Annotated in this window: 24 protein-coding genes; 17 read left to right on the top strand and 7 right to left on the bottom strand. The window is 66.8% G+C overall.

The window, feature by feature from the left end; genetic code table 11:
- Positions 1–3: 3 nt before the first annotated feature.
- From murG to dnaE, 12 genes are all read left to right on the top strand, one after another.
- The gene (murG, locus tag ACVWZ7_RS03680; RefSeq protein WP_456507022.1) at positions 4–1,158 is read left to right on the top strand and encodes an undecaprenyldiphospho-muramoylpentapeptide beta-N-acetylglucosaminyltransferase; all 1,155 of its coding nucleotides are present in this window, start codon (positions 4–6) and stop codon (positions 1,156–1,158) included.
- Between the two features lie 4 nt (positions 1,159–1,162).
- Positions 1,163–2,563 carry a UDP-N-acetylmuramate--L-alanine ligase gene (gene murC / locus ACVWZ7_RS03675; protein ID WP_456507021.1) on the top strand — a complete coding sequence of 467 codons (1,401 nt, stop codon included), beginning with the start codon at positions 1,163–1,165 and terminating at the stop codon, positions 2,561–2,563.
- Positions 2,556–3,518 (top strand): cell division protein FtsQ/DivIB, encoded by a 963-nt coding sequence (locus ACVWZ7_RS03670; protein WP_456507020.1) that lies wholly within the window; start codon positions 2,556–2,558, stop codon positions 3,516–3,518. Before murC ends, ACVWZ7_RS03670 begins: the two co-directional genes overlap by 8 nt.
- 222 nt (positions 3,519–3,740) lie before the next feature.
- Positions 3,741–4,958 carry a cell division protein FtsZ gene (ftsZ, locus tag ACVWZ7_RS03665; protein WP_091255129.1) on the top strand — a complete coding sequence of 406 codons (1,218 nt, stop codon included), beginning with the start codon at positions 3,741–3,743 and terminating at the stop codon, positions 4,956–4,958.
- A 114-nt stretch (positions 4,959–5,072) separates the two neighbouring features.
- Positions 5,073–5,855, top strand: coding sequence for a polyphenol oxidase family protein (locus tag ACVWZ7_RS03660; RefSeq protein ID WP_456507019.1), 783 nt, complete (start codon positions 5,073–5,075; stop codon positions 5,853–5,855).
- On the top strand, positions 5,848–6,648 hold the full coding sequence (locus ACVWZ7_RS03655) for a YggS family pyridoxal phosphate-dependent enzyme (RefSeq protein ID WP_344362175.1): 801 nt from the start codon (positions 5,848–5,850) through the stop codon (positions 6,646–6,648). The genes ACVWZ7_RS03660 and ACVWZ7_RS03655 overlap by 8 nt, the downstream gene beginning before the upstream one ends.
- A gap of 87 nt (positions 6,649–6,735) precedes the next feature.
- A complete protein-coding gene (locus tag ACVWZ7_RS03650) occupies positions 6,736–7,266 on the top strand; it encodes a cell division protein SepF (RefSeq protein ID WP_456507018.1) in 531 nt (176 codons plus the stop codon).
- Positions 7,267–7,403: 137 nt separating this feature from the next.
- Positions 7,404–7,691: a YggT family protein gene (locus tag ACVWZ7_RS03645; protein WP_116767505.1), complete on the top strand. Its 288-nt coding sequence runs from the start codon at positions 7,404–7,406 to the stop codon at positions 7,689–7,691.
- 187 nt (positions 7,692–7,878) lie between these two features.
- Positions 7,879–8,583, top strand: a complete 705-nt coding sequence (locus ACVWZ7_RS03640) for a DivIVA domain-containing protein (RefSeq protein WP_456507017.1) — start codon at positions 7,879–7,881, stop codon at positions 8,581–8,583.
- A gap of 182 nt (positions 8,584–8,765) precedes the next feature.
- Complete coding sequence (gene lspA / locus ACVWZ7_RS03635; RefSeq protein ID WP_456507016.1) at positions 8,766–9,344, top strand: signal peptidase II; 579 nt, start codon at positions 8,766–8,768, stop codon at positions 9,342–9,344.
- 7 nt (positions 9,345–9,351) lie between these two features.
- The gene (locus ACVWZ7_RS03630) at positions 9,352–10,326 is read left to right on the top strand and encodes an RluA family pseudouridine synthase (protein WP_272914151.1); all 975 of its coding nucleotides are present in this window, start codon (positions 9,352–9,354) and stop codon (positions 10,324–10,326) included.
- 54 nt (positions 10,327–10,380) lie between these two features.
- Positions 10,381–13,938, top strand: a complete 3,558-nt coding sequence (gene dnaE / locus ACVWZ7_RS03625) for a DNA polymerase III subunit alpha (protein ID WP_116767502.1) — start codon at positions 10,381–10,383, stop codon at positions 13,936–13,938.
- Between the two features lie 94 nt (positions 13,939–14,032).
- On the opposite strand, the gene ACVWZ7_RS03620 is transcribed toward dnaE, so the two are convergent.
- The 4 genes from ACVWZ7_RS03620 to ACVWZ7_RS03605 form a co-directional block, all read right to left on the bottom strand.
- Entirely contained in the window at positions 14,033–14,875 is an 843-nt protein-coding gene (locus tag ACVWZ7_RS03620; RefSeq protein WP_456507015.1) for an anti-sigma factor, read from the bottom strand.
- Positions 14,862–15,434 (bottom strand): RNA polymerase sigma factor, encoded by a 573-nt coding sequence (locus ACVWZ7_RS03615; RefSeq protein ID WP_456507014.1) that lies wholly within the window; start codon positions 15,432–15,434, stop codon positions 14,862–14,864. Before ACVWZ7_RS03615 ends, ACVWZ7_RS03620 begins: the two co-directional genes overlap by 14 nt.
- 183 nt (positions 15,435–15,617) lie before the next feature.
- Positions 15,618–16,334: a DUF4397 domain-containing protein gene (locus tag ACVWZ7_RS03610; protein ID WP_456507013.1), complete on the bottom strand. Its 717-nt coding sequence runs from the start codon at positions 16,332–16,334 to the stop codon at positions 15,618–15,620.
- A gap of 126 nt (positions 16,335–16,460) precedes the next feature.
- Positions 16,461–16,919 carry a flavin reductase family protein gene (locus tag ACVWZ7_RS03605; RefSeq protein WP_456509059.1) on the bottom strand — a complete coding sequence of 153 codons (459 nt, stop codon included), beginning with the start codon at positions 16,917–16,919 and terminating at the stop codon, positions 16,461–16,463.
- A 196-nt stretch (positions 16,920–17,115) separates the two neighbouring features.
- Between ACVWZ7_RS03605 and ACVWZ7_RS03600 the strand changes: the two genes are divergently transcribed.
- The 3 genes from ACVWZ7_RS03600 to nrdR all read left to right on the top strand — a co-directional run bounded on the left by ACVWZ7_RS03600 (position 17,116) and on the right by nrdR (position 19,834).
- Complete coding sequence (locus ACVWZ7_RS03600) at positions 17,116–17,697, top strand: hypothetical protein (protein WP_456507012.1); 582 nt, start codon at positions 17,116–17,118, stop codon at positions 17,695–17,697.
- A gap of 121 nt (positions 17,698–17,818) precedes the next feature.
- Positions 17,819–19,204 (top strand): histidinol dehydrogenase, encoded by a 1,386-nt coding sequence (hisD, locus tag ACVWZ7_RS03595; RefSeq protein ID WP_456507011.1) that lies wholly within the window; start codon positions 17,819–17,821, stop codon positions 19,202–19,204.
- Between the two features lie 126 nt (positions 19,205–19,330).
- Positions 19,331–19,834, top strand: a complete 504-nt coding sequence (gene nrdR, locus ACVWZ7_RS03590; protein ID WP_456507010.1) for a transcriptional regulator NrdR — start codon at positions 19,331–19,333, stop codon at positions 19,832–19,834.
- Between the two features lie 199 nt (positions 19,835–20,033).
- Here the strand turns inward: nrdR and ppgK are convergent, their stop codons facing one another.
- Complete coding sequence (gene ppgK, locus ACVWZ7_RS03585) at positions 20,034–20,837, bottom strand: polyphosphate--glucose phosphotransferase (RefSeq protein WP_116767496.1); 804 nt, start codon at positions 20,835–20,837, stop codon at positions 20,034–20,036.
- A gap of 94 nt (positions 20,838–20,931) precedes the next feature.
- Positions 20,932–21,810 (bottom strand): type I methionyl aminopeptidase, encoded by an 879-nt coding sequence (map, locus tag ACVWZ7_RS03580; RefSeq protein WP_456507009.1) that lies wholly within the window; start codon positions 21,808–21,810, stop codon positions 20,932–20,934.
- A 118-nt stretch (positions 21,811–21,928) separates the two neighbouring features.
- Here map and ACVWZ7_RS03575 point away from each other — a divergent pair, with 118 nt between their 5' ends.
- Both ACVWZ7_RS03575 and ACVWZ7_RS03570 read left to right on the top strand, forming a co-directional pair.
- Positions 21,929–22,093: an SPOR domain-containing protein gene (locus ACVWZ7_RS03575; protein WP_116767494.1), complete on the top strand. Its 165-nt coding sequence runs from the start codon at positions 21,929–21,931 to the stop codon at positions 22,091–22,093.
- Positions 22,094–22,283: 190 nt separating this feature from the next.
- Positions 22,284–24,317, top strand: coding sequence for an alkaline phosphatase family protein (locus ACVWZ7_RS03570; RefSeq protein WP_456507008.1), 2,034 nt, complete (start codon positions 22,284–22,286; stop codon positions 24,315–24,317).
- 36 nt (positions 24,318–24,353) lie between these two features.
- On the opposite strand, the gene ACVWZ7_RS03565 is transcribed toward ACVWZ7_RS03570, so the two are convergent.
- Positions 24,354–25,112: an MBL fold metallo-hydrolase gene (locus tag ACVWZ7_RS03565; protein WP_456507007.1), complete on the bottom strand. Its 759-nt coding sequence runs from the start codon at positions 25,110–25,112 to the stop codon at positions 24,354–24,356.
- Positions 25,113–25,121: the final 9 nt, after the last annotated feature.

Here is a 25,121-nt window from a genome sequence, read left to right as displayed (position 1 = left end):
TTCATGAACACCGAGTCGCCTTTGTCCGTGGTCCTTGCCGGCGGCGGAACCGCCGGTCACATCAGCCCGCTGCTGGCCATCGCCGGCGCCCTCCGCCAGTCCCGGCCGGGGGTGCAGCTCCTGGCCGTCGGCACCCCCGGCGGGATGGAAGCACGGCTGGTCCCGGCAGCCGGGCTGGATCTGGTCACGATCAGCCGGGTCCCGCTCCCGCGCAGGCCCTCCGTGGACCTGCTCCGGCTTCCCGGCCGGATGGCCGGCGCCGTGAAGCAGGCGGGCACCATCCTGGACGAGGCGGGGGCCGACGTCCTAGTAGGCGTCGGCGGCTACGTGTGCACGCCGATGTACCTCGCGGCCCGGCGCCGGAAGATCCCGATCGTGGTCCATGAGGCGAACACCCGCCCCGGCCTGGCGAACCGGGTCGGCGCCCGCCTTGGAGGCCACGTGGCGGTTGCCTTCGCCGCGACCAAACTCGGCCGCGCCCGCCACGTGGGCATGCCGATGCGTCCGGAGATCTCGGGCCTGGACCGCGCTGCTGCGCGGGCCGGGGCGCGGCAGGCGCTCGGACTGGACCCGGACAAACCGACGCTGATCGTCACGGGCGGCTCCTCGGGCGCCCAGAGCATCAACCGGTCCCTCGCCGCGGCGGTCGGGGCCCTCGCCGAGGCCGGCGTGCAGACCCTGCACATCACCGGCCGCGGCAAGTCCGTGCACGACGCCGACGGCAAACCGCTCGAGGCCGCCGGCTACCGGCAGGTCGAATACGTGGACGGCATGGAAACCGTGTACGCGGCGGCGGACCTGCTGCTGGCCCGGGCCGGCGCCGCCACGGTAAGCGAGGTCGCCGCCGTGGGAGTTCCCGCCGTCTTCGTCCCGTTGCCCATCGGCAACGGCGAGCAGGCACTGAACGCCGCGGGCCTCGTCGCCGCCGGAGGCGCCTTGATCGTGGACGACAAAGCATTCTCCGCTGACTGGATCCGCGACAACATCATCCCCCTGCTGCTGGACAAGGACAGGCTGGCCGGGATGGCCGCCAGCTCCGAAAGCCTCGGCATACGGGATGCGGACCGGCGCATGGCCGATCTCGTCCTCGAGGTCGCGACGTCGAACCAGCACAGCAAGAACCAGCACGGCATGAACCAGCACAGCAGGAAGCGGTAAAGCTATGACCCAGCCCCAACACGGCACGCCTTCCCTGGCATCGCTCGGCCGCGTGCACTTCATCGGCATCGGCGGCGTCGGCATGTCCGCCGTCGCCCGCATCATGGTGGCCCGCCGAATCCCGGTGAGCGGCTCCGACGCGAAGGCGCTCCCGGTCATGACCGACCTCGCAGCCGCCGGTGCCCGGATCGCCGTCGGCTACGCGCCCGGCAACCTTGGCGACGCCCAGACAGTGGTGGCCGGCTCCGCGATCCGGCCCGACAACCCCGAACTCGTCGCCGCCCGAGCCGCCGGGCTCCCCGTGCTGCACCGCTCCGAGGCCCTGGCCGCCACCATGGCGGACGACACCGTGGTTGCGGTCGCCGGAACCCACGGAAAGTCCACCACGACCTCCATGATCACCGTGCTGCTGCAGGGTGCGGGACTCGACCCGTCCTTCGCCATTGGCGCGAACGTCCCGGCCCTCGGCGTCAACGCGGCAAACGGCGCCTCCGGGATCTTCGTGGCCGAGGCGGACGAGTCGGACGGCTCCTTCCTGAACTACCGCCCGGCGATCGCCGTGGTGACCAACGTCGAGCCGGACCACCTGGACTTCTACGGCACCGCGGACGCCGTCTATGCCTCCTTCGACAGCTTCACGGCCCTGCTCCCCGCTGACGGCGTGCTGGTGGCCTGCGCGGATGATCCCGGCGCCAGGGCCCTCGCCGAACGCACCGCGGCCCGCGGCAACACCCGTGTGGTCCTGTACGGGACGCGGGCGGACGCCGCTGTCCGGCTGCACGACACCGGACCGGGGCGGATCGGAATTACGACGGCGGCGGGCACCTTCGACGTCGAACTCCAAGTTCCGGGCAGGCACAATGCGCTCAACGCCGCCGCAGCGTTCGCGGTCGCGATCGAACTCGGCGTCGCACCGGAAACCGCTGCCGGGGCACTCGCGCACTTTTCCGGCGCCTCGCGCCGCTTCGAGTTCAAAGGGGAGGGGCGCGGCATCCGCGTCTACGACGACTACGCCCATCACCCGACGGAAGTCCGCGCCGCCTTGTCCGCCGCACGCTCCGTGGCCGGGCAGCACAAAGTCCACGTGCTCTTCCAGCCCCACTTGTTTTCCCGGACCCGCGAATTCGCCCGCGAATTCGCCGAGGCGCTCAACACGGCGGACACGGCCTTGGTCCTGGACATCTACCCGGCCCGGGAAGATCCCATTCCCGGCGTCACCAGCGGGCTGATCGCCGAACACCTGGGCTCCGGCGGCAGCCTCGTCGGTCCCGGCGCGGAAGCGGTGCAGGCGGTGCTGGCGGCCGCCGCGCCGGGAGACATCGTGCTCACGGCCGGCGCGGGCGACGTCACGGCCTACGGGCCGCAGATCGTCGATGCCCTGACGGTCGAGGCCGCCGGTGGCTAGCACGCGGCGCCCCACCTACCGGGGCGGGACCAATGCCTCCGGGCCGAATGCCTCCGGATCCGGTTCCCGGCCGCCGTCCGGCGGGGCCGGCACGGACGTCATTTCGGCGTCCAAGAGCGCCGGCGACACGGCGGGCGGATACGCACCGAAGCCGCAGACCCCCCAGAATTCCCGGAATCCTCAGAACCCACAGTCCCCCCAGAGCCCGCAGGGCATGCCGGACATCGGCGCAGGCAAGGTGCTTTCCTTCCCGGAACCCAAGGGCAAACGGCGCAAACGCATCCTGCTCAGCACCATTGGCATCATCGCCGTGCTCATCGCCGGGATCGTCGCGGCCGCCATCTATTCGCCCGTGCTTGCCCTGCGGACGGTCACCGTCGAGGGCACCAGGCTGTTGGGCGCGGATCAGGTCCAGACCGCCCTGGCGCCGCTCCAGGGCAAGCCGCTGCCGCAGATCAGTGAGGACGACGTCGTCGCACTCCTGAAGCCGCTGGTCCAGATCAAGGACGTCAGTGTGAAGGCCTTGCCGCCCTCCACCCTGCAGGTGCACGTCACCGAACGCATTCCGGTGGCCCTGGTCAAGCAGGGCGACACCTTCCAGCTGGTGGACGTGGACGGCGTCCAGCTCAGCACCACCAAGGATCCAACCTCGGTCTCGCTCCCGGTGATCGACGGCGGCAGCGGCACCCTGCCCAAGGACCTGTTCCAGGCCATCACCGCGGTGCTGGGAGCGCTGCCGGCGGATGTGCTCGCACGGCTCTCCAACGCCACCGCCCCCTCCGCCGACGCGGTCGAGCTCAGACTCGTCGACGGGCAGACGATTGTCTGGGGCAACGCGGGGGAGAAGGAGCTGAAGGCACGGGTCCTTGCAGCCCTCCTGAAGGTCCCGGCAGACCCGGCGAACCCCGTGAAGGTCTACGACGTCAGCGTCCCCCGGCACCCCGTCACGCGATAGCCAGCCATCGCTTCCACCCGGCAGGACTACATACAGGGGCTATTTGCCCGGTATTACCGCGACACGCGGCCCCGGTTATTGAATGTCCCCGGCATAGGAAATACCGTCACAGACATGAGTTACTTGACATAACTATAACCTTCAACTCGAAGGTTAAGGTTCAAAGCTTCAAGCACCGCTCGATCAGTTTTCGCATTAGTACACGAACAAGGGACACGTAACGTGGCAGCTCCGCAGAATTACTTGGCCGTCATCAAGGTCGTCGGCATCGGCGGCGGTGGCGTGAACGCAGTCAACCGCATGATCGAGGTCGGTCTTCGCGGCGTCGAATTCATCGCCATCAACACCGATGCCCAGGCATTGTTGATGAGCGATGCCGACGTCAAACTCGACGTCGGGCGTGAACTGACCCGTGGACTCGGTGCTGGCGCGAACCCTGAGGTGGGCCGGCAGGCCGCGGAGGACCACGCCGATGAGATCGAAGAGGTCATCCGGGGCGCAGACATGGTCTTCGTCACCGCCGGCGAGGGCGGCGGCACCGGCACCGGCGGCGCGCCCGTCGTAGCCCGGATTGCCCGTTCCCTGGGCGCCCTGACCATCGGCGTCGTGACGCGTCCCTTCACCTTCGAAGGCCGCCGCCGGGCCGGCTCGGCGGAAGCCGGGATCGACGCCCTGCGCGACGAAGTCGACACCCTGATCGTGATCCCGAACGACCGTCTGCTGTCCATCAGCGACCGCAACGTCTCCGTCCTGGACGCGTTCCGCTCCGCCGACCAGGTCCTGCTCTCCGGTGTCCAGGGCATCACCGACCTCATCACCACCCCGGGCCTGATCAACCTCGACTTCGCCGACGTCAAGTCCGTCATGCAGGGCGCCGGTTCCGCGCTCATGGGCATCGGTTCGGCCCGCGGCGAAGACCGGGCCGTCAAGGCCGCGGAGCTCGCCATCGCCTCCCCGCTGCTCGAAGCATCGATCGACGGTGCGCACGGCGTCCTGCTGTCCATCCAGGGCGGCTCGGACCTTGGCCTCTTCGAAATCAACGAAGCAGCCCGCCTGGTCCAGGAAGTCGCCCACCCCGAGGCCAACATCATCTTCGGCGCCGTGATCGATGACGCCCTCGGCGACGAGGCACGCGTCACCGTCATCGCTGCCGGCTTCGACGACGTCAAGGCCACCTCGCCGTCCATGGACCAGTCCCTGCCGGCCGCGCCGCAGCGACCCACGTCCGCGGCCCCGGCTCCGGCGCAGGCACCCGCCTCCGCCCAGGTCCAGCCGCTGCACGCCACCGTGGGCGCTTCCGGCTACGGCGGCTGGGGCCAGCAGCGTCCCTCCGCGGTACCGGCCGACTCAGGCTTCGACGTCGACCTCCCGGCCGTCGTAGAGCCGGACCTGTCCGGCCGCCACTCCGATGACCTGGACGTCCCCGACTTCCTCAAGTAAATCGTTCGGCTTCAGCATGGCACCGCCGTCCGGCGGTGCCATGCTGCTTTTCGCCGGGTTACGGTGGAACGTATGAACGCAAGAATTCCGGACACGTTGACGGCGGTGGTGTGATTGTTTTCCTGGCAGGCTGAAGTCCGGCCCGGCGTCTGGGTGGCCTTCACCGACGCCCGAGCCGGGAACCTGGCACTTCACGTTGGTGACGACCCCCGCGCGGTCCGCCGCCGGCGCAAGGAGCTCGAAGCGGCCGCGGGACTCGGCGGGCGCGTCTTCCGGTACATGAACCAGGTCCACGGCGCTGACGTCGCCACCATCAGCGGCACCGCGACGGGCGATGCCCGCCCCGCGGCAGCGGACAGCAGATCGGACACCGCAGCGGACAAACCGGCCGCCCCCACCGCCGACGCGATGGTCTCCCTGACCGAGCCGCTGGCGGTCATGGTGGCGGACTGCGTGCCGGTGGTACTGGTCGGCGACGGTCCGGCCGGCGCCCCCGTCCTCGGGGTAGTCCACGCCGGGCGCCCCGGTGTGGCCGCCGGAGTGGTGCCGGCCGCCGTCGCACGCCTGCGTGAGCTCGGCGCGGACAGTATCAGCGCGTGGATCGGCCCGTCCGTGTGCGGCCGCTGTTACGAGGTCCCCGACGGTCTGCGCTCCGACGTTGCCGCGGCCGTCCCCGCCACGTGGTGCACCACCTCCACCGGCACGCCGGGCTTGGACCTGCCGGCAGGCGTCCGGAGCCAGCTGGAGGCGGCGGACGTCGCGGTGGAATACTCCGGGGGCTGCACCCTCGAGGACGGGAACCTGTTTTCCTACCGCCGAGACCCCCGCACCGGCCGCTTCGCAGGGCTGGTGTGGACGGACACGACACACGGAAAGAGAGCGCAGGGCCATGACTGAGCCGGTTGAGGGCCGTCCCACAGGGCTGGCTGGTCCTCCGGGGGAAATATCGGGGGAGAACCGTGAGGACGCGCTGGAAGGTCCCCGGCTGGTTCAGCTTGAGGCAAACCTCTCTGCCGTCCGCCGCAGGATCGACGCCGCCGTTGCGGCCGCGGGCCGCCAGTCGACGCCGCCCCGTCTGATTGTCGTCACCAAATTCCACCCGGCGCAGGACGTCCGGCGGCTGGCGTCGCTGGGGGTCACAGACGTCGGGGAAAACCGGGACCAGGAAGCCGCCGGGAAGGCAGCGCAACTGGAAGACCTCAGCCTGAACTGGCACTTCATCGGCCAACTGCAAAGCAACAAGGCCAAATCCGTGGTGAGATACGCCGGGGCCGTGCACTCCGTGGACCGGGCCGGCCTCGCCACGGCCCTGGCCAAGGCGATGGCGGTCGAAAGCGATCGCACAGGGCGGCCGCCCCTGGATTGCTTCATCCAGGTCAGTCTTGAGGACGACGCCGGCGTGCACCGCGGCGGCGCAGCCCCCGACGACGTTCCCGCACTGGCCGAACAACTGGCCGGAGCCGCTGGGCTCCGGCTCGCGGGCGTCATGGCCGTGGCCCCGCTCGGTGCGGACCCGGCCGCCGCCTTCGAGAAACTGGCCGGCATTTCCGGGCGGCTGAGAGAACAATTTCCGGAGGCCGCGGGAATTTCCGCCGGCATGAGCCAGGACCTCGAGCAGGCGATCCGGTTCGGGGCGACACACCTGCGCATTGGCTCCGATATTCTCGGTCCGCGTCCGGGCCTGCGGTAAGTTCGACGTATTGGAAGGTATCGGCGGGGATTCCAAGGCTGTCTAGTCATTAAGCGGCCCGCTTACGGACAAGATTAGGAGTCGAGCATGGCTGGCGCTCTGCGCAAGACAATGATCTATCTTGGGCTCGCCGACGGCGAAGAACACTACGAGTCTGAGCACCCCACACCGCACAAGGATGAGGACGAATCCATGGAGCAGGACCGCGAGGAACGACGTGCCCCCGCGCCCGTCCGCGAGGTCCCCCGGGAAGAGCCCTACGCCGCTGAAGAGGAATATCGCGCACCTGTGACACCCATCAAGCGTGCGGCATCGAGCCGCGAAGAGACCACCGGCCTCCGGCAGATCACCACGATCCATCCGCGGTCTTACAACGACGCCAAGCTCATCGGCGAAAGCTTCCGCGACGGCATCCCCGTCATCATGAATGTCACCGACATGGGCGAGGCCGATGCCAAGCGCCTCGTGGACTTCTCCGCCGGCCTTGTTTTCGGTCTGCGCGGCAGCATCGAACGGGTGACGAACAAGGTCTTCCTGCTCTCGCCGTCGTACATCGAAGTCATTGGCGATGACAAGAAGGTCAGCGAGACGAAGGCCAGTTTCTTCAACCAAAGCTAGAGACGATAATTCCGCACGGATGCCAGGCGGGGACACCCGCCTGGCATCCGTGCGGAATTATTCGTGTTGAAATAGAAGCGGTACTTTCCTTAGGACACTGCGGTATCCGGAATGAACATGGAGATATGAGTTAGCTCATGGGAATTGTTTTCGGGCTCGTCTATATCGCACTGTTGCTTTTCTTCGTGGCCCTGATCATCCGCCTGGTTTACGACTGGGTACAGATGTTTGCCCGGAACTGGCGGCCGCGCGGTGTGGCGCTCGTCGCTGCCCATGCCGTGTATTCGGTCACGGACAAGCCCCTCGGGCTCCTTCGCCGGCTCATCCCGCCACTCCGGCTGGGCGGCGTTTCGCTCGACATCGGGTTCCTGCTGCTGTTCGTTGTCGTGAGCCTGGCGATGGGGATCGTGAAGAGCCTGGTGTAGGCCCGGCCGACCGCAGCATAAGCAGCCGCCGCGGCCACGCAGGCGACTGACCCGGGCCAAGGCCCGAACTGCTAGAAACTCCGGTTTGACACTGCGGTGTTGAATTAGAGGAACCAGACCATATTTAGGTACCGTAGTTTTGACGGCCGGAAGGCCTACTGACTAACTAGACCAACGAGGTGACCAGATGGCTTTGACGCCAGAAGACGTTGTCAACAAGCGCTTTCAGCCGACCAAGTTCCGCGAAGGCTACGACCAGGACGAGGTAGATGACTTCCTGGACGAGATCGTCGTCGAACTCCGGCGCCTGAACCAGGAGAACGACGAGCTCCGCAAGAAGCTCGCCGAACTCGGCGCCGGCACGCCTGCCAGCTCCGCAGCCCCCGCCCCCGTGGTGGAAAAGGTCCCGGCGCCCGTCAAGGCCGAAAAGGAAGACGCCGCCAAGGCTGAGGCTGAGGCCAAGGCAAAGGCGGCCGCTGAAGCCGCCAAGAAGAAGGAAGCCGAGCAGGCCGCCAAGGCCGCCCAGGCAGCCCAGGCAGTCGAACCGGCCCGCACCGCGGTCACCCCGGCTTCCGAGTCGGCCGCCGGCCTGCTCGCCATGGCGCAGCAGATGCACGACAAGCACATCGCCGACGGCGAGCAGCAGCGGGACAAGATCATCGCTGAAGCGCAGATCGAGGCCAGCAGCCTCGTCAACGATGCTCAGGAAAAGTCCCGCAAGATCCTTGGTGCCCTCGAGCAGCAGCGCTCCGTGCTGGAACGCAAGGTCGAGCAGCTGCGCGGCTTCGAGCGTGACTACCGCTCACGCCTGAAGGCCTACATCGAAGGCCAGCTGCGTGACCTCGATGCCCGCGGCTCCGTTGCCGCCGCTGAGGTTGGCGAAGCCAACTAAGGCAAAAAGCCAAGTATTCTGAAAGTCGGTGGCTGGGGACTCCTCGGCCGCCGGCTTTTCCTTTTTCCCGCACTGTTTCATTCCTGCACGGTTCATTCCCGCACGGTGCCGCCACCGGTTCCGGTGCCGGCGTGCCGGGCACCACACCCCGGTCTCCGTACTGGCTCCCGAACGAAAGCCCTATGACTGACGCACCATCACCAGACGCCACACAGCCTGCCGCGGCCGTACCGCCCGTGCCTACCCGGCGGCGCCGGGCGAAGCTGTTTGTCCTGTTCGCTTCCTTCGCGGTGTTCGCGTACGTGTTTGACCAGCTGACCAAGCTCTGGGTCACCACCACCATGACAGAGGGCGAGCGGATCCCCGTGTTTCCGCCGCTGCTGCACTGGTTCTACATCCGCAACTCCGGGGCGGCGTTCTCGATCGGCGAAAACGTCACCTGGGTGTTCACGATCATCATGGCGGCCGTGTCCGTCGCGATCCTGATGCAGCTTCGCAAGCTTGGCTCGCTGTGGTGGGCGCTGGCGCTCGGGCTGCTGCTCGGCGGTGCACTCGGCAACCTGACGGACCGGCTTTTCCGCGAGCCGTCTTTCGCGATGGGCCATGTGGTGGACTTCATCCAGCTGCCGAACTTCGCGATCTTCAACATCGCCGACTCCGCCGTCGTTTCCGCCGTCGTGATCATCTGCCTGCTCACGCTGCGCGGGATCTCGCTGGACGGTTCGCGCCACACGAAGGAAGCGGTGGCCAAGGATGTCTGACCCCGAGATGTCTAACCCCGAGGACCCGGCCGGGGAGTCCGGTTCTGCACCTGCAGGGCACCGGCAATTCACCGTCCCGGAGGACCTCGCAGGCGCCCGGGTGGACGCCGGCTTGTCCAAAATGATGGACATCTCCCGCTCCCAGGCTGCTGTCCTCATCGCCGAAGGCCATGTCAGCAGCAACGCCAAGAGGGTCGGGAAATCCCTCAAGCTCACCGCCGGCACCGTGCTCGACGTCGTGGTGCCGGACCGCCGGGACCCCCTGGAAATCGTGGAGGAAGTAGTGGACGGCCTAAAGATCCTGCTGGACGATGACGAGTTCGTTGTCATTGACAAACCGGTCGGCGTGGCAGCCCACCCGTCGCCCGGTTGGGTAGGTCCCACGGTAGTGGGAGGCCTCGCCGGACTCGGCTACCGGATTTCGACGTCGGGCGCCCCCGAACGCGCCGGGATCGTCCACCGGCTCGACGTCGGCACCTCCGGCGTCATGGTGGTGGCCAAGACCGAAAACGCGTACACCGTCCTCAAACGGGCCTTCAAAGAACGAACCGTGGACAAGGTGTACCACGCCGTCGTCCAAGGCCTGCCGGACCCGCTGGCGGGCACCATTGACGCCCCCATCGGCCGCCACCCGGGCCACGACTGGCGGTTCGCCGTGATTGAGGACGGCCGTGACTCCGTTACCCACTACGAGGTCCTGGAAGCCTTCGGGAAGGCCTCGCTCGTGGAGGTGCACCTCGAAACGGGCCGCACCCATCAGATCCGCGTGCACTTCTCCGCGCTGCGCCACCCCTGCGCCGGTGACCTCACCTACGGCGCGGACCCGCGGCTGGCCGCCACCCTGGGGCTGACCCGACAATGGCTGCACGCCCGGTCACTGTCCTTCGATCACCCGCGGACGGGGGAGCGGGTCACCGTGACCAGCGAGTACCCGCAGGATCTGAAGTATGCCCTCGAGGTCCTGGAATCCGGGCAGGCCTGAGCCCCGCCGTCGCGGCTGCACGCCGCTGCCGCGGCACGGCACTAGAATGGTGCGGTGACTTCCAGCAACGACTCGTTTGTCCATCTCCACAACCACACCGAGTACTCGATGCTGGACGGCGCCGCCCGGCTCGGTGAACTGTTCGACGAAACCGAGCGGCTCGGCATGCCGGCCCTCGCCACGACGGACCACGGCTACCTGTTCGGCGCCTTCGACTTCTGGAAGCGGGCAACGGACAAGGGCATCAGGCCGATTATCGGCGTCGAGGCGTATGTGACTCCCGGGACCGCCCGCACGGACAAGAGCCGCGTGCGGTGGGGCGAGGAGCACCAGCGCAAGGACGACATTTCCGGCGGCGGCTCGTACACGCACATGACCCTGCTCAGCTACAACAACGTGGGCATGCGGAACCTCTTCCGGGCCTCCTCGATCGCTTCCCTGGACTCGGTCTTCGGCAAGTGGCCGCGGCTGGACCGGGAACTGCTGAACACGTACTCCGAAGGCCTGATCGCCACCACCGGCTGCCCGTCCGGCGAAGTCCAGACGAGGCTCCGGCTGGGGCAGTACCGGGAAGCCGTGGAGGCCGCGGCCGAGTTCCGCGACATCTTCGGCGCTGAGAACTACTTCTGCGAGCTCATGGACCACGGCCTGGACATCGAGCGGCGGGTCACTGGCGATCTGCTGCGCCTGGCCAAGGAACTGAACCTGCCGCTCGTGGCCACGAACGACCTCCACTACACGCACGAGCACGACGCGAAGGCGCACGAGGCCCTGCTGGCGATCCAGTCCGGTTCCACGCTCCTGGAGCCGACCTATGACAACGGCGGTTCCCGCTTTGCCTTCTCCGGCAGCGGCTACTACCTGAAGTCCCCGCAGGAAATGCGGGAGCTGTTCCGCGACCACCCGGAGGCGTGCGACAACACGCTTCTGATCGCCGAGCGCTGCGAAGTGTCGTTCAACACCGGCGCCAACTACATGCCACGCTTCCCCTGCCCCGAGGGCGAGGACGAAACGTCCTGGCTGGTCAAGGAAGTCGACAAGGGACTGCAGTACCGCTATCCCCAGGGCATCCCGGACAAGGTCCGCAAGCAGGCCGACTATGAGCTGGAAGTCATCACTTCCATGGGCTTCCCGGGCTACTTCCTCGTGGTGGCTGACTTCATCAACTGGGCCAAGAACAACGGCATCCGGGTGGGTCCCGGACGTGGCTCCGGCGCAGGTTCCATGGTGGCGTATGCCATGCGCATCACCGACCTCGATCCGCTGCACCATGGCCTGATCTTCGAACGCTTCCTGAACCCTGACCGCGTTTCCATGCCTGACTTCGACGTCGACTTCGATGACCGGCGCCGTTCCGAAGTGATCGACTACGTCACGCGGAAATACGGCGACGAACGCGTGGCGATGATCGTCACCTACGGCACCATCAAGACCAAGCAGGCCCTCAAGGACTCCTCGCGCGTGCTGGGCTACCCGTTCAGCATGGGCGAGCAGCTGACCAAGGCACTGCCCCCGGCTGTGATGGCCAAAGACATTCCGCTGGCCGACATTCAGAACCCCGAGGCCAAGCGTTACAGCGAAGCCGGCGACTTCCGGCAGCTGATCAGCACCGACCCCGAAGCCGCCAAGGTTTTCGAGACGGCACTGGGCATTGAGGGACTGAAGCGGCAATGGGGCGTGCACGCCGCCGGTGTCATCATGTCCTCGGACCCCATCATCGACGTGATTCCGATCATGCGCCGCTTCCAGGACGGCCAGGTCATCACCCAGTTCGACTATCCGACGTCTGAGGGCCTCGGCCTGATCAAGATGGACTTCCTGGGCCTGCGGAACCTGACGATCATTTCCGACGCCCTGGAAAACATCAAGATGAACCGGGGCATCGATCTCGACCTCGAAACCCTGGCGTTGGACGACACGGAGTCCTACGAACTGCTGGCCCGAGGCGACACGCTGGGCGTCTTCCAGCTCGACGGCGGACCCATGCGGTCCCTGCTCAAACTGATGAAGCCTGACAACTTCGAAGACATCTCCGCGGTGCTGGCCCTCTACCGGCCCGGTCCCATGGGCGCGAACGCGCACACCGACTACGCGTTGCGCAAGAACAAGATCCAGGAAGTCATTCCGATCCACCCGGAGCTCGAGGAGCCGCTCTCCGAAATCCTCGGCGGCACGTACGGCCTGATCGTGTACCAGGAGCAGGTCATGGCCGTGGCGCAAAAGCTCGCCGGCTACACCCTCGGCCAAGCCGACATCCTGCGCCGCGCCATGGGCAAGAAGAAGAAATCCGAGCTGGACAAGCAGTTCGCCGGTTTCTCCCAGGGCATGCAGGACAACGGCTATTCCATGGCCGCGGTCAAGACCCTCTGGGACATCCTGCTGCCGTTCTCCGACTACGCCTTCAACAAGGCGCACTCGGCCGCCTACGGCGTCATTTCGTACTGGACCGCGTACCTGAAGGCGCACTACGCGCCGGAGTACATGGCCGCCCTGCTCACGTCCGTGGGCGACGACAAGGACAAGTCGGCGATCTACCTCAACGAATGCCGCCGCATGGGCATCACCGTGCTACCGCCGGACGTCAACGAGTCGGCGCTCAACTTCACCCCGGTCGGCAACGACATCCGCTTCGGCATGGGCGCCATCCGCAACGTCGGCGTGAACGCCGTCGAGGCCATGGTGGCGGCGCGCGAGAAGGAAGGCGCGTATACGTCCTTCAAGGACTACCTCATGAAGGTCCCCGCGGTGGTCTGCAACAAGCGCACCATTGAATCCCTGATCAAAGCAGGTGCCTTCGACTCGCTGGGCCACCATCGCCGCGCCCTGGCCATGATCCACGAAGAAGCGATCGACTCCGTCATCACCCTCAAGCGCAACGAGGCGATCGGCCAGTTCGACCTCTTCGCCGGTTTTGAGGACCAGGAGCCGGAGGCCTCACTCAGCACGGAAATCCCCGATCTTCCCGAATGGGAGAAAAAGGACAAACTGGCCTTCGAACGGGACATGCTCGGCCTGTATGTCTCCGACCACCCGCTGCAGGGGCTCGAAGGGCTCCTGAGCCAGCACGCGGACCGGTCGATCACCTCGATCATCGCCGAAGACGGCCCGCAGGACGGCGCGATCGTGACCATCGCGGGCATGATCACCTCGCTCAGCCGCCGGATCGCCAAGGCCAGCGGCAACGCCTACGCCCGCGCCGAAATCGAGGACCTCGCCGGTTCCATGGAGGTCATGTTCTTCGGGCAGGTCTACGGCCCCATCGCCTCGGTGCTGGCGGAGGACCTGATCGTGGTGGTCAAGGGCCGCCTGCAACGGCGCGACGACGGCGCCGTCACCTTGAACTGCATGGAACTGTCCGTGCCGGACCTCAGCGACAGCCAGAACGGGCCGGTGGTGATCACCATGGCCACGCACAAGGCCACCGAGGCCGTCGTCACTGAACTTGGCGACGTCCTGCGCACCCACCGCGGAAACTCCGAGGTCCGGCTGCACCTGCAAGGTGACACCCGGGTGGAGGTCATGGGCCTGCCGGTGCACCTGCGCGTGAACCCAAGTCCGTCCCTGTTTGGCGACCTTAAGGTGCTGCTCGGCCCGACGTGCCTGGATAACTGAAATGCAGGTGCGGGTAGCCACTAGGCAAGGCTGAGAGGTCCAGGACACCCTGGGGCCGCTCGCCACCCCAGAGTTCACGCATGGTATCCGAGGATTAGTTTTGCGGGTTGAGGGTTCCCCGGGCGATGCTGTCGGCGGAATGGGCCGGGTTCCCGTTGTACGGCTGGTTGGACACGTCGACGATGGGGTATTGGGCAAGGTCGACGCCGGCGGGGATGGTAAAGGTGCCGGATTCATCGTCGAGGACACCCAGGCTGACCATCCTGGATAGGTCGGCAGAGCCGACCCACACTCCCCGGAATCCGGTGATGTGGTCGTTGGAGAGCCGGATGATCAGGTGCCGGGTTCCATCGGGGAGTTGCTCCACCTGGGCATCTCCGCTCCCGGTGTGCGCGGGCAGCGGAGTCAGGGACGTTTGGGCGACGACTGTCGATGTCGGACCCGACTGGGTGGAGGTGGGCGCATTAGTGCCGTTGTGTCCGAGAACTCCGGCGGCGGTCCATCCGGCGGCCGTGCCGAGAACGATTCCGGCGGCAACCGCGGTAATCCAGAGACCGGGACGGGCGTGCCTGTCTTTGGCGCTGGGCCGCAGTGGTGTCGGTGCCGACTCTGTGCCGCTGCCGTGGTTCAGGGGCGCTTCCGCCGTGGCTGGCTTCTTCGGTGGGACAGGGGGGCCAGCGCTGGGCTGGGTCAGGGGATCCGTCGCGAGGGTCGGCGACAGGCCGAGGGCCTGATGGATGGCGGCCCAATTCTGGCTGCCGGGTTTCTCGAGTTCGATGCCTGCGGTGTCGAGGGTGGCAATGTGCACCGCATGTTGCAGGCCTCGGAGGGTTTCGCTGCACACGGGGCAGCTGGCGAGGTGGTCGGCGTCGGTGTCTGTGCCGAGGGACTCGCCAAGGGCCAGCAGACTGAGAAGTTCGGCGTCAAGGTGTTCCATGCTCCACCTCCAGGCGGGTGCGTAAGCGGGTGAGGCTGCGCCGGATGTGGCTTTTGACGGTCCCGAGCGGCAGGTTAAGACGGGACGAAATCTGGTCGTGAGTCAGATCTTCATAGAACGCCAGCCGCATTATTGTCTGCTGTGGATCCCCTAAGTGCTCCAGTTCTTCGTCCAACGTCAGGCGGTCGGCGACCTCTTCGACGTCCCCAGCATCTGGGCGGGAAACGGGGGCAACCGCCAGGAGAATGGCCGCTTGTTCGAGATGGCGCTGGCGGGAGCGGGCGGACAAAGCGTCGGAGACTGCGTTGCGGGCAATCCCGATCAGCCACGCCGGCAGCCGCGCCGCCTCGGGGCGAAAAGTGGTCCGTGATTTCCAGGCCCTAATGAAAACCTCCTGGGTGACGTCGTCGGCAGCGGCACGCTCTCCCAGGGATCTCAGCGCCAGCGTGTAAACCAGCGGACTAAACCGTCGGTAGACCTCGGCAAGGATGCGTTCGTGGCCGCCGGCAAATGCGTGATCGAGATGGGCGTCCCAATCATGCGATGCGGCAGCCTCCATCAGGTGCTCCTTTGAGCGGCAATGGGCCTTGTTGAACCACATTATGCCGCTCCGGCGGGGGACTCCGCCATGGTCGAACGGGGTCAGCTCTCCGGGATGTCACGGTGCGCGTGCCGGTGGGGCCACGGTCGATGTGACCCCACCGGTCGACAGAACAGGAGGTCTGCTGGAGCTCCGGATGGCTTACTCGTGGTGGCCTTTGTGTCCACGCGATGAGGAGTCCACTACCTGTACGGCGACCCCAAGGTTGTTGTCCGCGAGGCTTCCCCAGGCGTAGACGATGGTGTTTTTTCCCTCGGTGACCTTGACGTCGGCGGGGCCGATCAGCGGGTCAGTGGTTCCCTCTGCTGCGACCGACGCGGAGACGTTTCCGGCCTTGAGGGTGAGGATCTTTTGATGCCGGTTGGTAAGTCCCTCAATGACCGCGGTCCCACCGGCCAGGACATCTACGGCGGGGGCCGCAGCGACGTGCCGGACGGTCAGCTTGCCCTTTCCATCCGGGCTGGTGGAGGTGTCATTGGTGAAAAGGGTGGCCGTGGGGGTCCCGTCAGCGGCCAGATGAGCGACCGCTGTATAGTCCCGACCTGCTTCGAGGTCCACTGTGACCGGGCCTATCACGGGGTTGTCGGCGCTGGTGGCGTCGGCACCGGTGATCGCAATCTTGTGGTCTCCGTCCGGGACGTTCAACGGCCCGGCCAATGTGCCCGGTGTGAAGTTATCCAGGGTGAGCTTGCCGTCGACCCAGACGTCGACGGTAAGGCCCGGAACGCCGTGGAGGACGGACAGTCTTGCTGTTCCATCGTCGCGGTGGTGCCAGGTCGCGGCCTGGGCCGGGGCGGCCAGGGCCAGTGCTGCCAGTAGCGTCATTGCTCCGGTGGCTGCAGAAAGTGTCTTGCGCATTTCCAACTCCTCATCGAGGCCCACATGGGGCGGTGGTTGTGCTTACACCCTTACTACCGGCCAAAGGCCGTATCCGGATGCACCACCAGGGAAGTTTTAATGTGCCGTGGCCCGTCGCGGCCTCTGTCAGATCTCGTAGTCGAGCGGAACCGGCTGGCTGTAGGCCCCGGAGTGATAAAGCAGGGGAGCGCCGTCTTCGCCGACCTGACCTTCCACCACTTCGACCACCACCACGGCGTTGTTCTCGAACGACAACCGCATCTGGACCTGCCCGATCAACCAGCCCGTGACGCCCTTCAGCACGGGCACTTCGTGGGGTCCTAGCTCCCAGTGGTCCCCGTCGAACCGGTTGCCGGCCCGGGCGAAGCGGTCTGCGAGCTTCTGGTTCTCCAGCCCGAGCATGTGGACCCCGATGTAGCTCGTGTTCGCCACGGCCGGCCACGAACTTGACGTCCTGGCCATGTTGAACGTGAAGCGCGGCGGCTTGGCAGACAGGGAAGCCACGGAGGTCGCGGTGAATCCGAAGGGGACGCCGTTGTAGTTGGCGGTGATAATCGCCACGCCGGCCGCGTGCCGGCGGAACATTTCCTTGAATGTCCCCTCGAAGATTCCGTCATCTGTGGCCACTGCGATCCAACTCCCTGCTGCACGTATGTGTCATGGTTCCTACTGCCAGCGTATTCCGCCTCCGATCAAGTGGGAGATTTGTTTACCCCCGTCGTCATGTGCTGCCACGCGGCGTCATGTGCCGGGCCGGGGAATCCTTGTTACCGTTTGTTGCATGACACAGCCCGCAGTAGACGGCCCCGTTCAGCACACCGGGGAGCCCGCGCACCCGGACCGGCCCCTGCCCTTGCCCGCCGAGATGAAAGCCGTGCAGCAGCCCGGACACGCCGGAACCCCGTGGCGGAAAGCGGCGGTCATCGCCGCGGCCGGCATTCCGGTGGGGCTGCTTTGGTGGCTTCTGGCGCCGTCGGGACTGAACCTGCTGACCCGGAACCCGGACCTTGCCGCCGGCACCAATACGGCAACCTGGCTGCCCCGGGACCTCGTGCTGGCAGGGCTGTGCCTGCTCGCCGGCTGCATTGCCGGGTCGTTCGTCGCAGGCTCCAAACATGCACAGCCGGCGCCCGGCACCGTAATCCTGGTGGTCCTGGCCGGCGCTGCCGGCTCGTTCCTCGCGTGGGGAACCGGTCTGCTCAGCGCCCAGTGGTGGGGAGCCCCGGCCGATATCTCGGCCAGCGTCAGCGTCGCCTTTTCTCTGCGCTCCTACGCGGTCCTCGCCATCTGGCCGGCGGCGATCGCCCTGGCCATCTTCCTGAACAGCCTCTTTCCGGGCTCCGGCGGCAAAGCCCGCTCCTAAACCCCACGCCTGGCGCCTGGTGCCCGGCGGCTGGCGCCCGGCCGGGCTTCAGGCCGGCGGCCGCGCGCCCGGGCCGCGTCACAGCGTCGGAGTGCCCCGGCGGGGCACGTAAAATGATCGGGTGAGCCTAACTCCTGACAGCCCTGTGACCCCGATTCCCGCCGCCCTCAACTTCCGCACGGTGGACGTGCGCGGCCAGCACCTGTCCCTCGCCGGGCTGCGCGCTGCCGTACCGCGGGCACAGTCCGGCACCATGGCAGATGCCGAGGACAAGGTCCAGGACATCATCTCCGCCGTCCGCACGCGGGGCTTCGCCGCACTGCGGGAGCTCGCACGCTCGTTCGATGGCGTCGAGCAGACGCACCCCCGTGTCCCGGCCGAGGCGCTGCGCGCGGCCCTGGCGGACCTCGATCCCGCTGTGCGATCGGCACTCGAGGAATCCATCCGGCGGGCCCGCAGCTTCGCGGATGCCCAGCGCCCGGCGAACGTCGACGTCGAACTCGGCGAAGGCGCCGTCGTCAGCCAGAACTGGGTGCCGGTGGCGCGCGTGGGGCTCTATGTCCCCGGCGGACTGGCGGTCTACCCGTCTTCGGTGATCATGAACGTCGTCCCGGCCCTGGCAGCGGGCGTCGAATCCATTGCGCTGGCCTCGCCGCCGCAAAAGAACTTCGGCGGCCTCCCGCACCCCACGATCCTGGCGGCCGCCTGCCTGCTGGGCATCGAGGAGGTCTACGCGATCGGCGGGGCGCAGGCCATCGCCACCTTCGCCTATGGCATCCCCGCCGGGGCCTCCGACGCCGGTGACCTTCCCGGGATCGATCCCGTGGACGTCGTGACCGGTCCGGGCAACATTTTCGTGGCCACCGCCAAACGGCTGGTGAAGGGGGTCGTGGGGATCGATTCCGAGGCCGGCACCACCGAGATCGCGATCCTCGCCGACTCGACCGCCAGTCCGGCCCTCGTGGCGGCGGACCTCATCAGTCAGGCCGAACACGACCCCAAGGCGGCATCGGTCCTGTTCACCGACTCCGAGGCCCTTGCGGCCGAAGTCCGCGTGGAACTCGAACGCCAGGCCGCTGCCACCAAGCACTCCAGCCGCGTCCTCGAGGCCCTCTCCGGCCCGCAGTCCGGCGTCGTCCTGGTGGAGGACCTGGAGCAGGGCATTGCCGCCTGCGACGCGTACGCCGCGGAACACCTCGAAATCATGACCGCGGATGCCGCCCGCGTGGCGGCCCGGATCCGCAGCGCCGGGGCGATTTTCGTGGGGGACTACAGCCCCGTCAGCCTTGGGGACTACTGCGCGGGATCCAACCACGTGCTGCCGACCAGCGGCACGGCGGCGTTCTCCTCCGGCCTGAACGTAACCACCTTCCTGCGGGCCATCCAGGTGATCAACTACTCCCGCTCCGCGCTGGAGCAGGTCAGCGGGCACATCGTCAGCCTCTCCGGCGCGGAAGACCTGCCGGCCCACGGCGAGGCAGTCACGGCGCGCTTCGCCGCCCGGTAACCACCCGCCCAGACCACTACATGTAGTAATTACAGGCTTGTTATTCAGCTATATCTAGTCGTAAACTGATCGCGGGGGCACACGGCGCTGTGCACCGTTCAGGCTTGCGACCGGGGAGGAATCGACATGTATTGCCCGTTCTGCCGTAACCCTGATTCGCGCGTGGTGGACAGCCGGATCGCCGACGACGGCTCCGCCATCCGTCGCCGCCGGCAGTGCCCCGAATGCGGCCGCCGCTTCACCACGGTGGAAACCACCAGCCTTACCGTCATCAAACGCTCCGGCGTCGGCGAGCCCTTCAGCCGCAGCAAGGTCATCAACGGCGTCCGCAAAGCCTGCCAGGGGCGTCCGGTCACCGAAGACGACCTCGCCATGCTGGCGCAGGAGGTCGAGGAGGCAATCCGCGGCTCCGGCGCCGCCGAAATCGAAGCCCACGAAGTCGGGCTGGCAATCCTGGAACCGCTGCAGCGCCTGGACGAGGTTGCCTACCTGCGGTTCGCCAGCGTCTACCAGGCCTTCGAATCGCTGGAGGATTTCGAATCCGCGATTTCCCTGCTTCGCCATGAGGCCGAGTCCAAGGGCAGGGACGGCAAGAACCCGAAGAAGAGCCCGCTCCAAGCGCCGTCGTAAATTTGTCGTCGTAAATTCTTGGCCCGGTGTTGGCGTCCCCCTCACCAGGTCCTATAACCCGCCACAGACTCCGGTGGTGGCAGCGGAGGGGAAGCCGCAGCCACCACCGGCTCCACCAAAAATGAGCTATCACTACGGGTCGTTCCCAGCGTTCAGAACGACCCGGAGTGATAGCTCATTTTGGCTATCCGGCGATGTGCTACTTGGCGAGCTTGTGCTTCAGCGCAATCTCGATGGCTGCGCCCACGATGCCCGCGTCATTCTTCAACTCGGCCGGGACGATCGGCGTGCGCAGCTTCATGTGCGGCAGATACTCGTCGGCACGCTTGGAGATGCCGCCGCCGACGATGAAGAGCTCGGGGGAGAACAAGAACTCCACGTGGGAGAAGTAGCGCTGCAGCAGCACGCTGTACTGTTCCCAGCTGAGGCCGTCACGCTCACGGGCCACGGCGGATGCCTTGGTCTCGGCGTCAAAGCCGTCGATCTCCAGGTGACCGAGTTCGGCGTTGGGAACCAGCTTGCCGTCGAAGATGAAGGCCGAACCGATGCCGGTGCCCAGAGTGATCACCAGCACGGTGCCGGCGACCCCTTCGCCGGCACCGAAGCGGGCCTCGGCGAGGCCGGCGGCGTCGGCGTCGTTGATGACCTCGACGGGGCGCCCGAGACGCGCCGTGAGCATGGCGTCGATGTCGGCCTCCAGCCACGACTTGTCCACATTCGCGGCCGAGTGAACCACACCGTGCTGGATGATGCCCGGGAAGGTGACGCCCACGGGGCTGCTGGCGTCGGGCGCGTCGGGACGGGCGGTGAGCTCCGCGACGACCTGCGCGACGACTTCGGCCACGGACTCGGGGGTGGAGGGCTGCGGCGTGGGGAAGCGCACGCGGTCGCCGATCAGTTTGCCCTTCTTCAGGTCCACGATCCCGCCCTTGATACCGGTCCCGCCGATGTCAATGCCGATCAGGGGGGCGTTCTTCTTCGACTTCTCGTCCTTCTTGGCCAATATCATTCCGTTCGTGGCAGGGGCGGGCTAGGGGACCGGCCAGGGCCGGCGGGTGAAGATGTGGATCTTCCGGGAAGTGCCGTGTGGAGCAGGGTCAGGGCAATGTGAGGATCTCGGCGCCGGACTCCGTGACGAGCAGGGTGTGCTCGAACTGTGCGGTGCGCTTGTGGTCGCGGGTCACAACAGTCCAGTCGTCGGCCCACATGTCCCAGTCAACGGTGCCCAGGGTCAGCATCGGCTCGATCGTGAACACCATACCCGTTTCCATGACGGTGTTGTATGCGGGGGCGGCATCGTAGTGCGGAATGATCAGCCCCGTGTGGAAAGCCTCGCCGACGCCGTGTCCGGTGAAGTCGCGGACCACGCCGTAGCCGAAGCGTTTTGCGTAGGACTCGATGGTCCGGCCGATCACGTTGATTTCGCGTCCCGGGGCTACTGCCCGGATAGCGCGGTTCAGCGATTCCTGGGTGCGCTCGACGAGGAGGCGGGATTCCTCGTCGACATCGCCGACCACGAAGGTGTAGTTGGTGTCGCCGTGCACACCGCCGATGAACGCCGTGATGTCGATATTCAGGATGTCGCCGTCCTGGACCACCGTGCTGTCGGGGATCCCGTGGCAGATGACCTCATTGAGCGAGGAGCATAGTGACTTCGGAAAGCCCCGGTAGCCGAGGGTGGAGGGATACGCCTTGTGGTCCAGGAGGAACTCGTGGCCCACCCGGTCGAGCTGGTCGGTGGTGACGCCGGGGGCGATGTGTTTGCCGACCTCCACGATGGCCTGTGCCGCGATTTTGGCGGCGATCCGGATCTTCTCGATGGTCTCCTGCGACTTGACCTCGGATCCCGTGAACTTTGCAGGAGCCGGTTTGCCCACATACTCCGGACGCGGGATGGACGGCGGTACTGGAAGTTGCGGGCTCACTGTCCCCGGGACAAGCGTGCCGATGGGTGCAGTTGAGGCTAGAGAAGGCATAGATTGATCATATAAGCCGTCGGGCGAAGCCCGGAAAACATGCCCTGAAAATAGAGCCCCAAACATAGGGCCCGCAAAGCGCGACCCGGACACTCTCCGGGGGCACGAAGGAGCACCAATGCCCGAATACTGGTACAACGTCAACACTCACGAGATCGAGGAAGACGCGATGTCCGACTGGAGCCAGTTGATCGGACCGTACAAGACCCGTGAGGAAGCCGAACACGCGCTCGAAAAGGTCAAAGCGCGCAACGAGGCGTGGGACAAAGGCGAGGACGACTAGCCCGTCCCGGCGAGTGCGCGGCAGCCGAGCACTGCCGTCTCCGCGGCCGCCTCCCGTCGTGTCGTGTCGCCGGGAGCCTCCTGCGGCAATCGCTGGCCGGACGACTCGGCTGGCGGACTGATCTTTCTCACCGTCATTCTCACCCTGTGAGGGTGAGTGCCGGACAGGCCCGTCCGGCGATACTGGGACAATGCCGACGCGCGACATCCGCGCCCGCGGCGTCCGAATCGCCGACCTGGCGAGGCTGGCCGTCGCCTGGGGCGGTTCGACTGTAGCCTTGATCGTCACCGGCGCGCTGCTGCCGGGGTTCTCTGCAAGCAGTTGGTGGGCCTATGCCGCCGTGGCAGCAGTGGCCGGCATCGTCGGCCTGGTGCTCCGCCCAGCCTTGGTGGAGATCTCCGCCCGGGTGGGCTGGCTGGCGGTGCTGCTTACCGCGCTGGTCGGCCAGGCCCTGATCATGTACGTCGCTATCCGACTGGTTCCCGGCATCGAGTCGACCGCATGGACCGCCCTGGCCGCAACGTGGATCAGCGCGGCGGTGGGCACGATCATCTCGTGGGCTACCACGGCCGGTACTGACGACGGCCTGATCAGCTCGTTGGCCGGCAGAGCACGCCGGCAGGAAACCGTCCCCGATCCGGAGGTTGACGGCATCTTGTTCGTGCAACTCGACGGTGTTCCCTTCCCGGTGCTCCAGTGGGCGGTCCAGTCCGGGGCGGTGCCCAATATCCGGCGCTGGCTGGCGACGGGGGATTACCAGCTCCGCGAATGGACGCCCCAGCTGCCGTGCACTACGCCGGCCAGCCAGCTGGGAATTCTGCACGGCACCGTGGAGGGGATCCCCGCCTTCCGGTGGTACGACCGTGAGCTTAACCGGGTCTTGGTGGCCAACCGCCCGGCAGACGCCCGGGTGATCGAGGAGAGGCACAGCACCGGCAAGGGCCTGCTCTATGACGACGGCGTCTCCATTTCGAACCTGTTCACCGGGGACGCCCCCCGATCGTTATTGACGATGAGCCGGGTAGAGGTCGGACGCGGCTCCACCCAGACCCGCCGGGCGTTCGCCTGGTTTTTCGCCTCGCCGAGCGGGTTCATGCGCAGCTTCACACGGACTGTCGGGGAGATTCTCAAGGAGCGTTGGCAGGCCCGGCGACAGGTCAAGCGTGACCTTGACCCGCGAGTGCATCGGGACTGGACCTTCGCCCTGCTGCGGGCAGTCACCAACGGTCTGTTGCGTGACCTGAACACGGCGTTGGTGGCAGAGGAGCTGCGGAGGGGCACGAGGAGCATCTATGTCGACTACGTCGACTACGACGAGATCGCCCACCACGCCGGCATGTTCCGGCCCGAATCGCTCGCCGCCCTGGATGGGTTGGACCGCACGCTGGGATGGTTGGCCCAGCTCGCCGGGTCCGCTCCCCGCCACTACCGGCTGGTCGTGCTCTCGGACCACGGCCAGTCCCAGGGCACCCCGTTCGCCGACCGTTACGGCCAGTCACTCGGTGATCTGTGTGCGGACCTCATTCACGCCCACGTCCAGAACGTGGACGCTTCGGTCGAAGGGCTGGGGCGAGCGGACTCCATCGCCGGCGACATCGGGGCCGGGGGGATGACCGGGAAGCTCGCCGGCCGCGCCGACGAGGTTCTGACCAAGGCACAGCAGACTTCGGCGCCGGGCGACGCTGCAGAGGAGCCGGTTGTGGTGTTGGGCTCGGGAAATCTGGGCCTGGTCTACGTCCGGGGTGAAAGGCGATGGACTCTCGAGGCCCTCGAGAGTCGGTGGCCGGCCCTAATCCCCGGCCTGGCGGGCCATCCCGGCGTCGGGTTCGTCGCCGGCGTCGATGAAGACGGCCGGTCATGGGCGATCGGTAGCGGCGGGCGCCTCAACCTGGCCGGCGGCGTGGTGCAGGGCACCGATCCGCTGACCGCCTTCCGGCCGCACGCGGCGCGGGTGCTCCGACGTGCGTTGTTGCATCCCGAGGCACCGGATCTCTACGTCAACAGCACGATCAGCCCCGTGACCGACGACGTCTCGGCGTTCGAAGGACTCGTCGGATCCCACGGGGGCCTCGGCGGTTGGCAGGACCGGGCCGTGCTGCTCGGCCCGGCCGATCTCATGGCGGCGTTGCCGGAGCGGATAGAGGGTGCCGATGAACTCCATCGGTTGCTGGTGGCGATGCTCGAGTCCTGTGGTCAGCGTGCCACGACGGCGTCCCGCGATTGAGGGGCCGGGTTGAGGGACCGGTTCAAGGCGCTGGGCTCACGCGGGCGCCACCCAGGACTGGCCGGGGGCGAGGACCACTGCTGTGCAGGCGGGAGCCTGTTCCGCCACGGCGGCCGCAAACCGGATCCCGGGCTGCTCGAGCCAGTTCCGGGCAAAGTGTGCGATCAACGGAGCGTGCAGCGTTCCCCAGTGCACCGGTACGGCGTATCGCGCGCCGCACATCGCGACGGCCCGGGCGGCAGTCTCCGGAGACAGGTGTCCCGCCGAGAGTCTCGGTCCCCACCCCCAGACCGGCACCAAGGCGACGTCGATCGGCCCTCCCGCCATGGCAGACATTGCGGCCATCTCCGGATACAGCCCGGTGTCACCGGCAATCCAGACAGCGCCCGATGGGCCTCGAACCAGGTGGCCGTTGGCGTCGTTGGGCCGATGCGGCATGGGACGACTGCGGTGCTCGGCGGGCACTTGGCGAATCTGGACCCCGCCGCCTGCCGGGGTCCAGCCGTCCCCCAGGGGAGCGGTGCCCAGCAGCCCGCGGCGACGCAGCCAGGCGACATTCGCCGGGGCGCTCATCAACGTTGCCCCGCGCAGCATGCGGAGGGAGCGCAGTTCCGCGTGGTCGTGGTGCAGGTGCGAGACCAGCACCACGTCCGGGTGACTCCATGACGCCGGGTCCGGCCGCGGTGCCAGGCGTCGTAACAACCCGGCATGAGGGCGGAGTAACGGATCGGTCAGGACCCGAACTCCGTCGAGATCCAGAACCACCGAGGAGTGACCAAGCCAGGTGATTCTCACACGGATCGG

The sequence above is a fragment of the Arthrobacter sp. TE12232 genome (genome assembly GCF_054062615.1).
Note: the sequence above shows the minus strand (reverse complement) of the source record. Positions and strands in the feature narration are given on the sequence as shown.

What these genes read in the sequence shown, in the direction of transcription:
- nrdR (WP_456507010.1), top strand. Translation starts at nt 19,331, where the DNA reads ATGTATTGCCCGTTCTGCCGTAACCCTGATTCGCGCGTGGTGGACAGC.
- ACVWZ7_RS03645 (WP_116767505.1), top strand. Translation starts at nt 7,404, where the DNA reads ATGGGAATTGTTTTCGGGCTCGTCTATATCGCACTGTTGCTTTTCTTC.
- murG (WP_456507022.1), top strand. Translation starts at nt 4, where the DNA reads ATGAACACCGAGTCGCCTTTGTCCGTGGTCCTTGCCGGCGGCGGAACC.
- ACVWZ7_RS03620 (WP_456507015.1), bottom strand. Translation starts at nt 14,875, where the DNA reads ATGGAACACCTTGACGCCGAACTTCTCAGTCTGCTGGCCCTTGGCGAG.
- ACVWZ7_RS03575 (WP_116767494.1), top strand. Translation starts at nt 21,929, where the DNA reads ATGCCCGAATACTGGTACAACGTCAACACTCACGAGATCGAGGAAGAC.
- ACVWZ7_RS03650 (WP_456507018.1), top strand. Translation starts at nt 6,736, where the DNA reads ATGGCTGGCGCTCTGCGCAAGACAATGATCTATCTTGGGCTCGCCGAC.
- map (WP_456507009.1), bottom strand. Translation starts at nt 21,810, where the DNA reads ATGCCTTCTCTAGCCTCAACTGCACCCATCGGCACGCTTGTCCCGGGG.
- ACVWZ7_RS03605 (WP_456509059.1), bottom strand. Translation starts at nt 16,919, where the DNA reads ATGTTCCGCCGGCACGCGGCCGGCGTGGCGATTATCACCGCCAACTAC.
- ACVWZ7_RS03600 (WP_456507012.1), top strand. Translation starts at nt 17,116, where the DNA reads ATGACACAGCCCGCAGTAGACGGCCCCGTTCAGCACACCGGGGAGCCC.
- ACVWZ7_RS03640 (WP_456507017.1), top strand. Translation starts at nt 7,879, where the DNA reads ATGGCTTTGACGCCAGAAGACGTTGTCAACAAGCGCTTTCAGCCGACC.
- ACVWZ7_RS03570 (WP_456507008.1), top strand. Translation starts at nt 22,284, where the DNA reads ATGCCGACGCGCGACATCCGCGCCCGCGGCGTCCGAATCGCCGACCTG.
- ACVWZ7_RS03615 (WP_456507014.1), bottom strand. Translation starts at nt 15,434, where the DNA reads ATGGAGGCTGCCGCATCGCATGATTGGGACGCCCATCTCGATCACGCA.
- murC (WP_456507021.1), top strand. Translation starts at nt 1,163, where the DNA reads ATGACCCAGCCCCAACACGGCACGCCTTCCCTGGCATCGCTCGGCCGC.
- lspA (WP_456507016.1), top strand. Translation starts at nt 8,766, where the DNA reads ATGACTGACGCACCATCACCAGACGCCACACAGCCTGCCGCGGCCGTA.
- ACVWZ7_RS03610 (WP_456507013.1), bottom strand. Translation starts at nt 16,334, where the DNA reads ATGCGCAAGACACTTTCTGCAGCCACCGGAGCAATGACGCTACTGGCA.
- ACVWZ7_RS03655 (WP_344362175.1), top strand. Translation starts at nt 5,848, where the DNA reads ATGACTGAGCCGGTTGAGGGCCGTCCCACAGGGCTGGCTGGTCCTCCG.
- ACVWZ7_RS03630 (WP_272914151.1), top strand. Translation starts at nt 9,352, where the DNA reads ATGTCTAACCCCGAGGACCCGGCCGGGGAGTCCGGTTCTGCACCTGCA.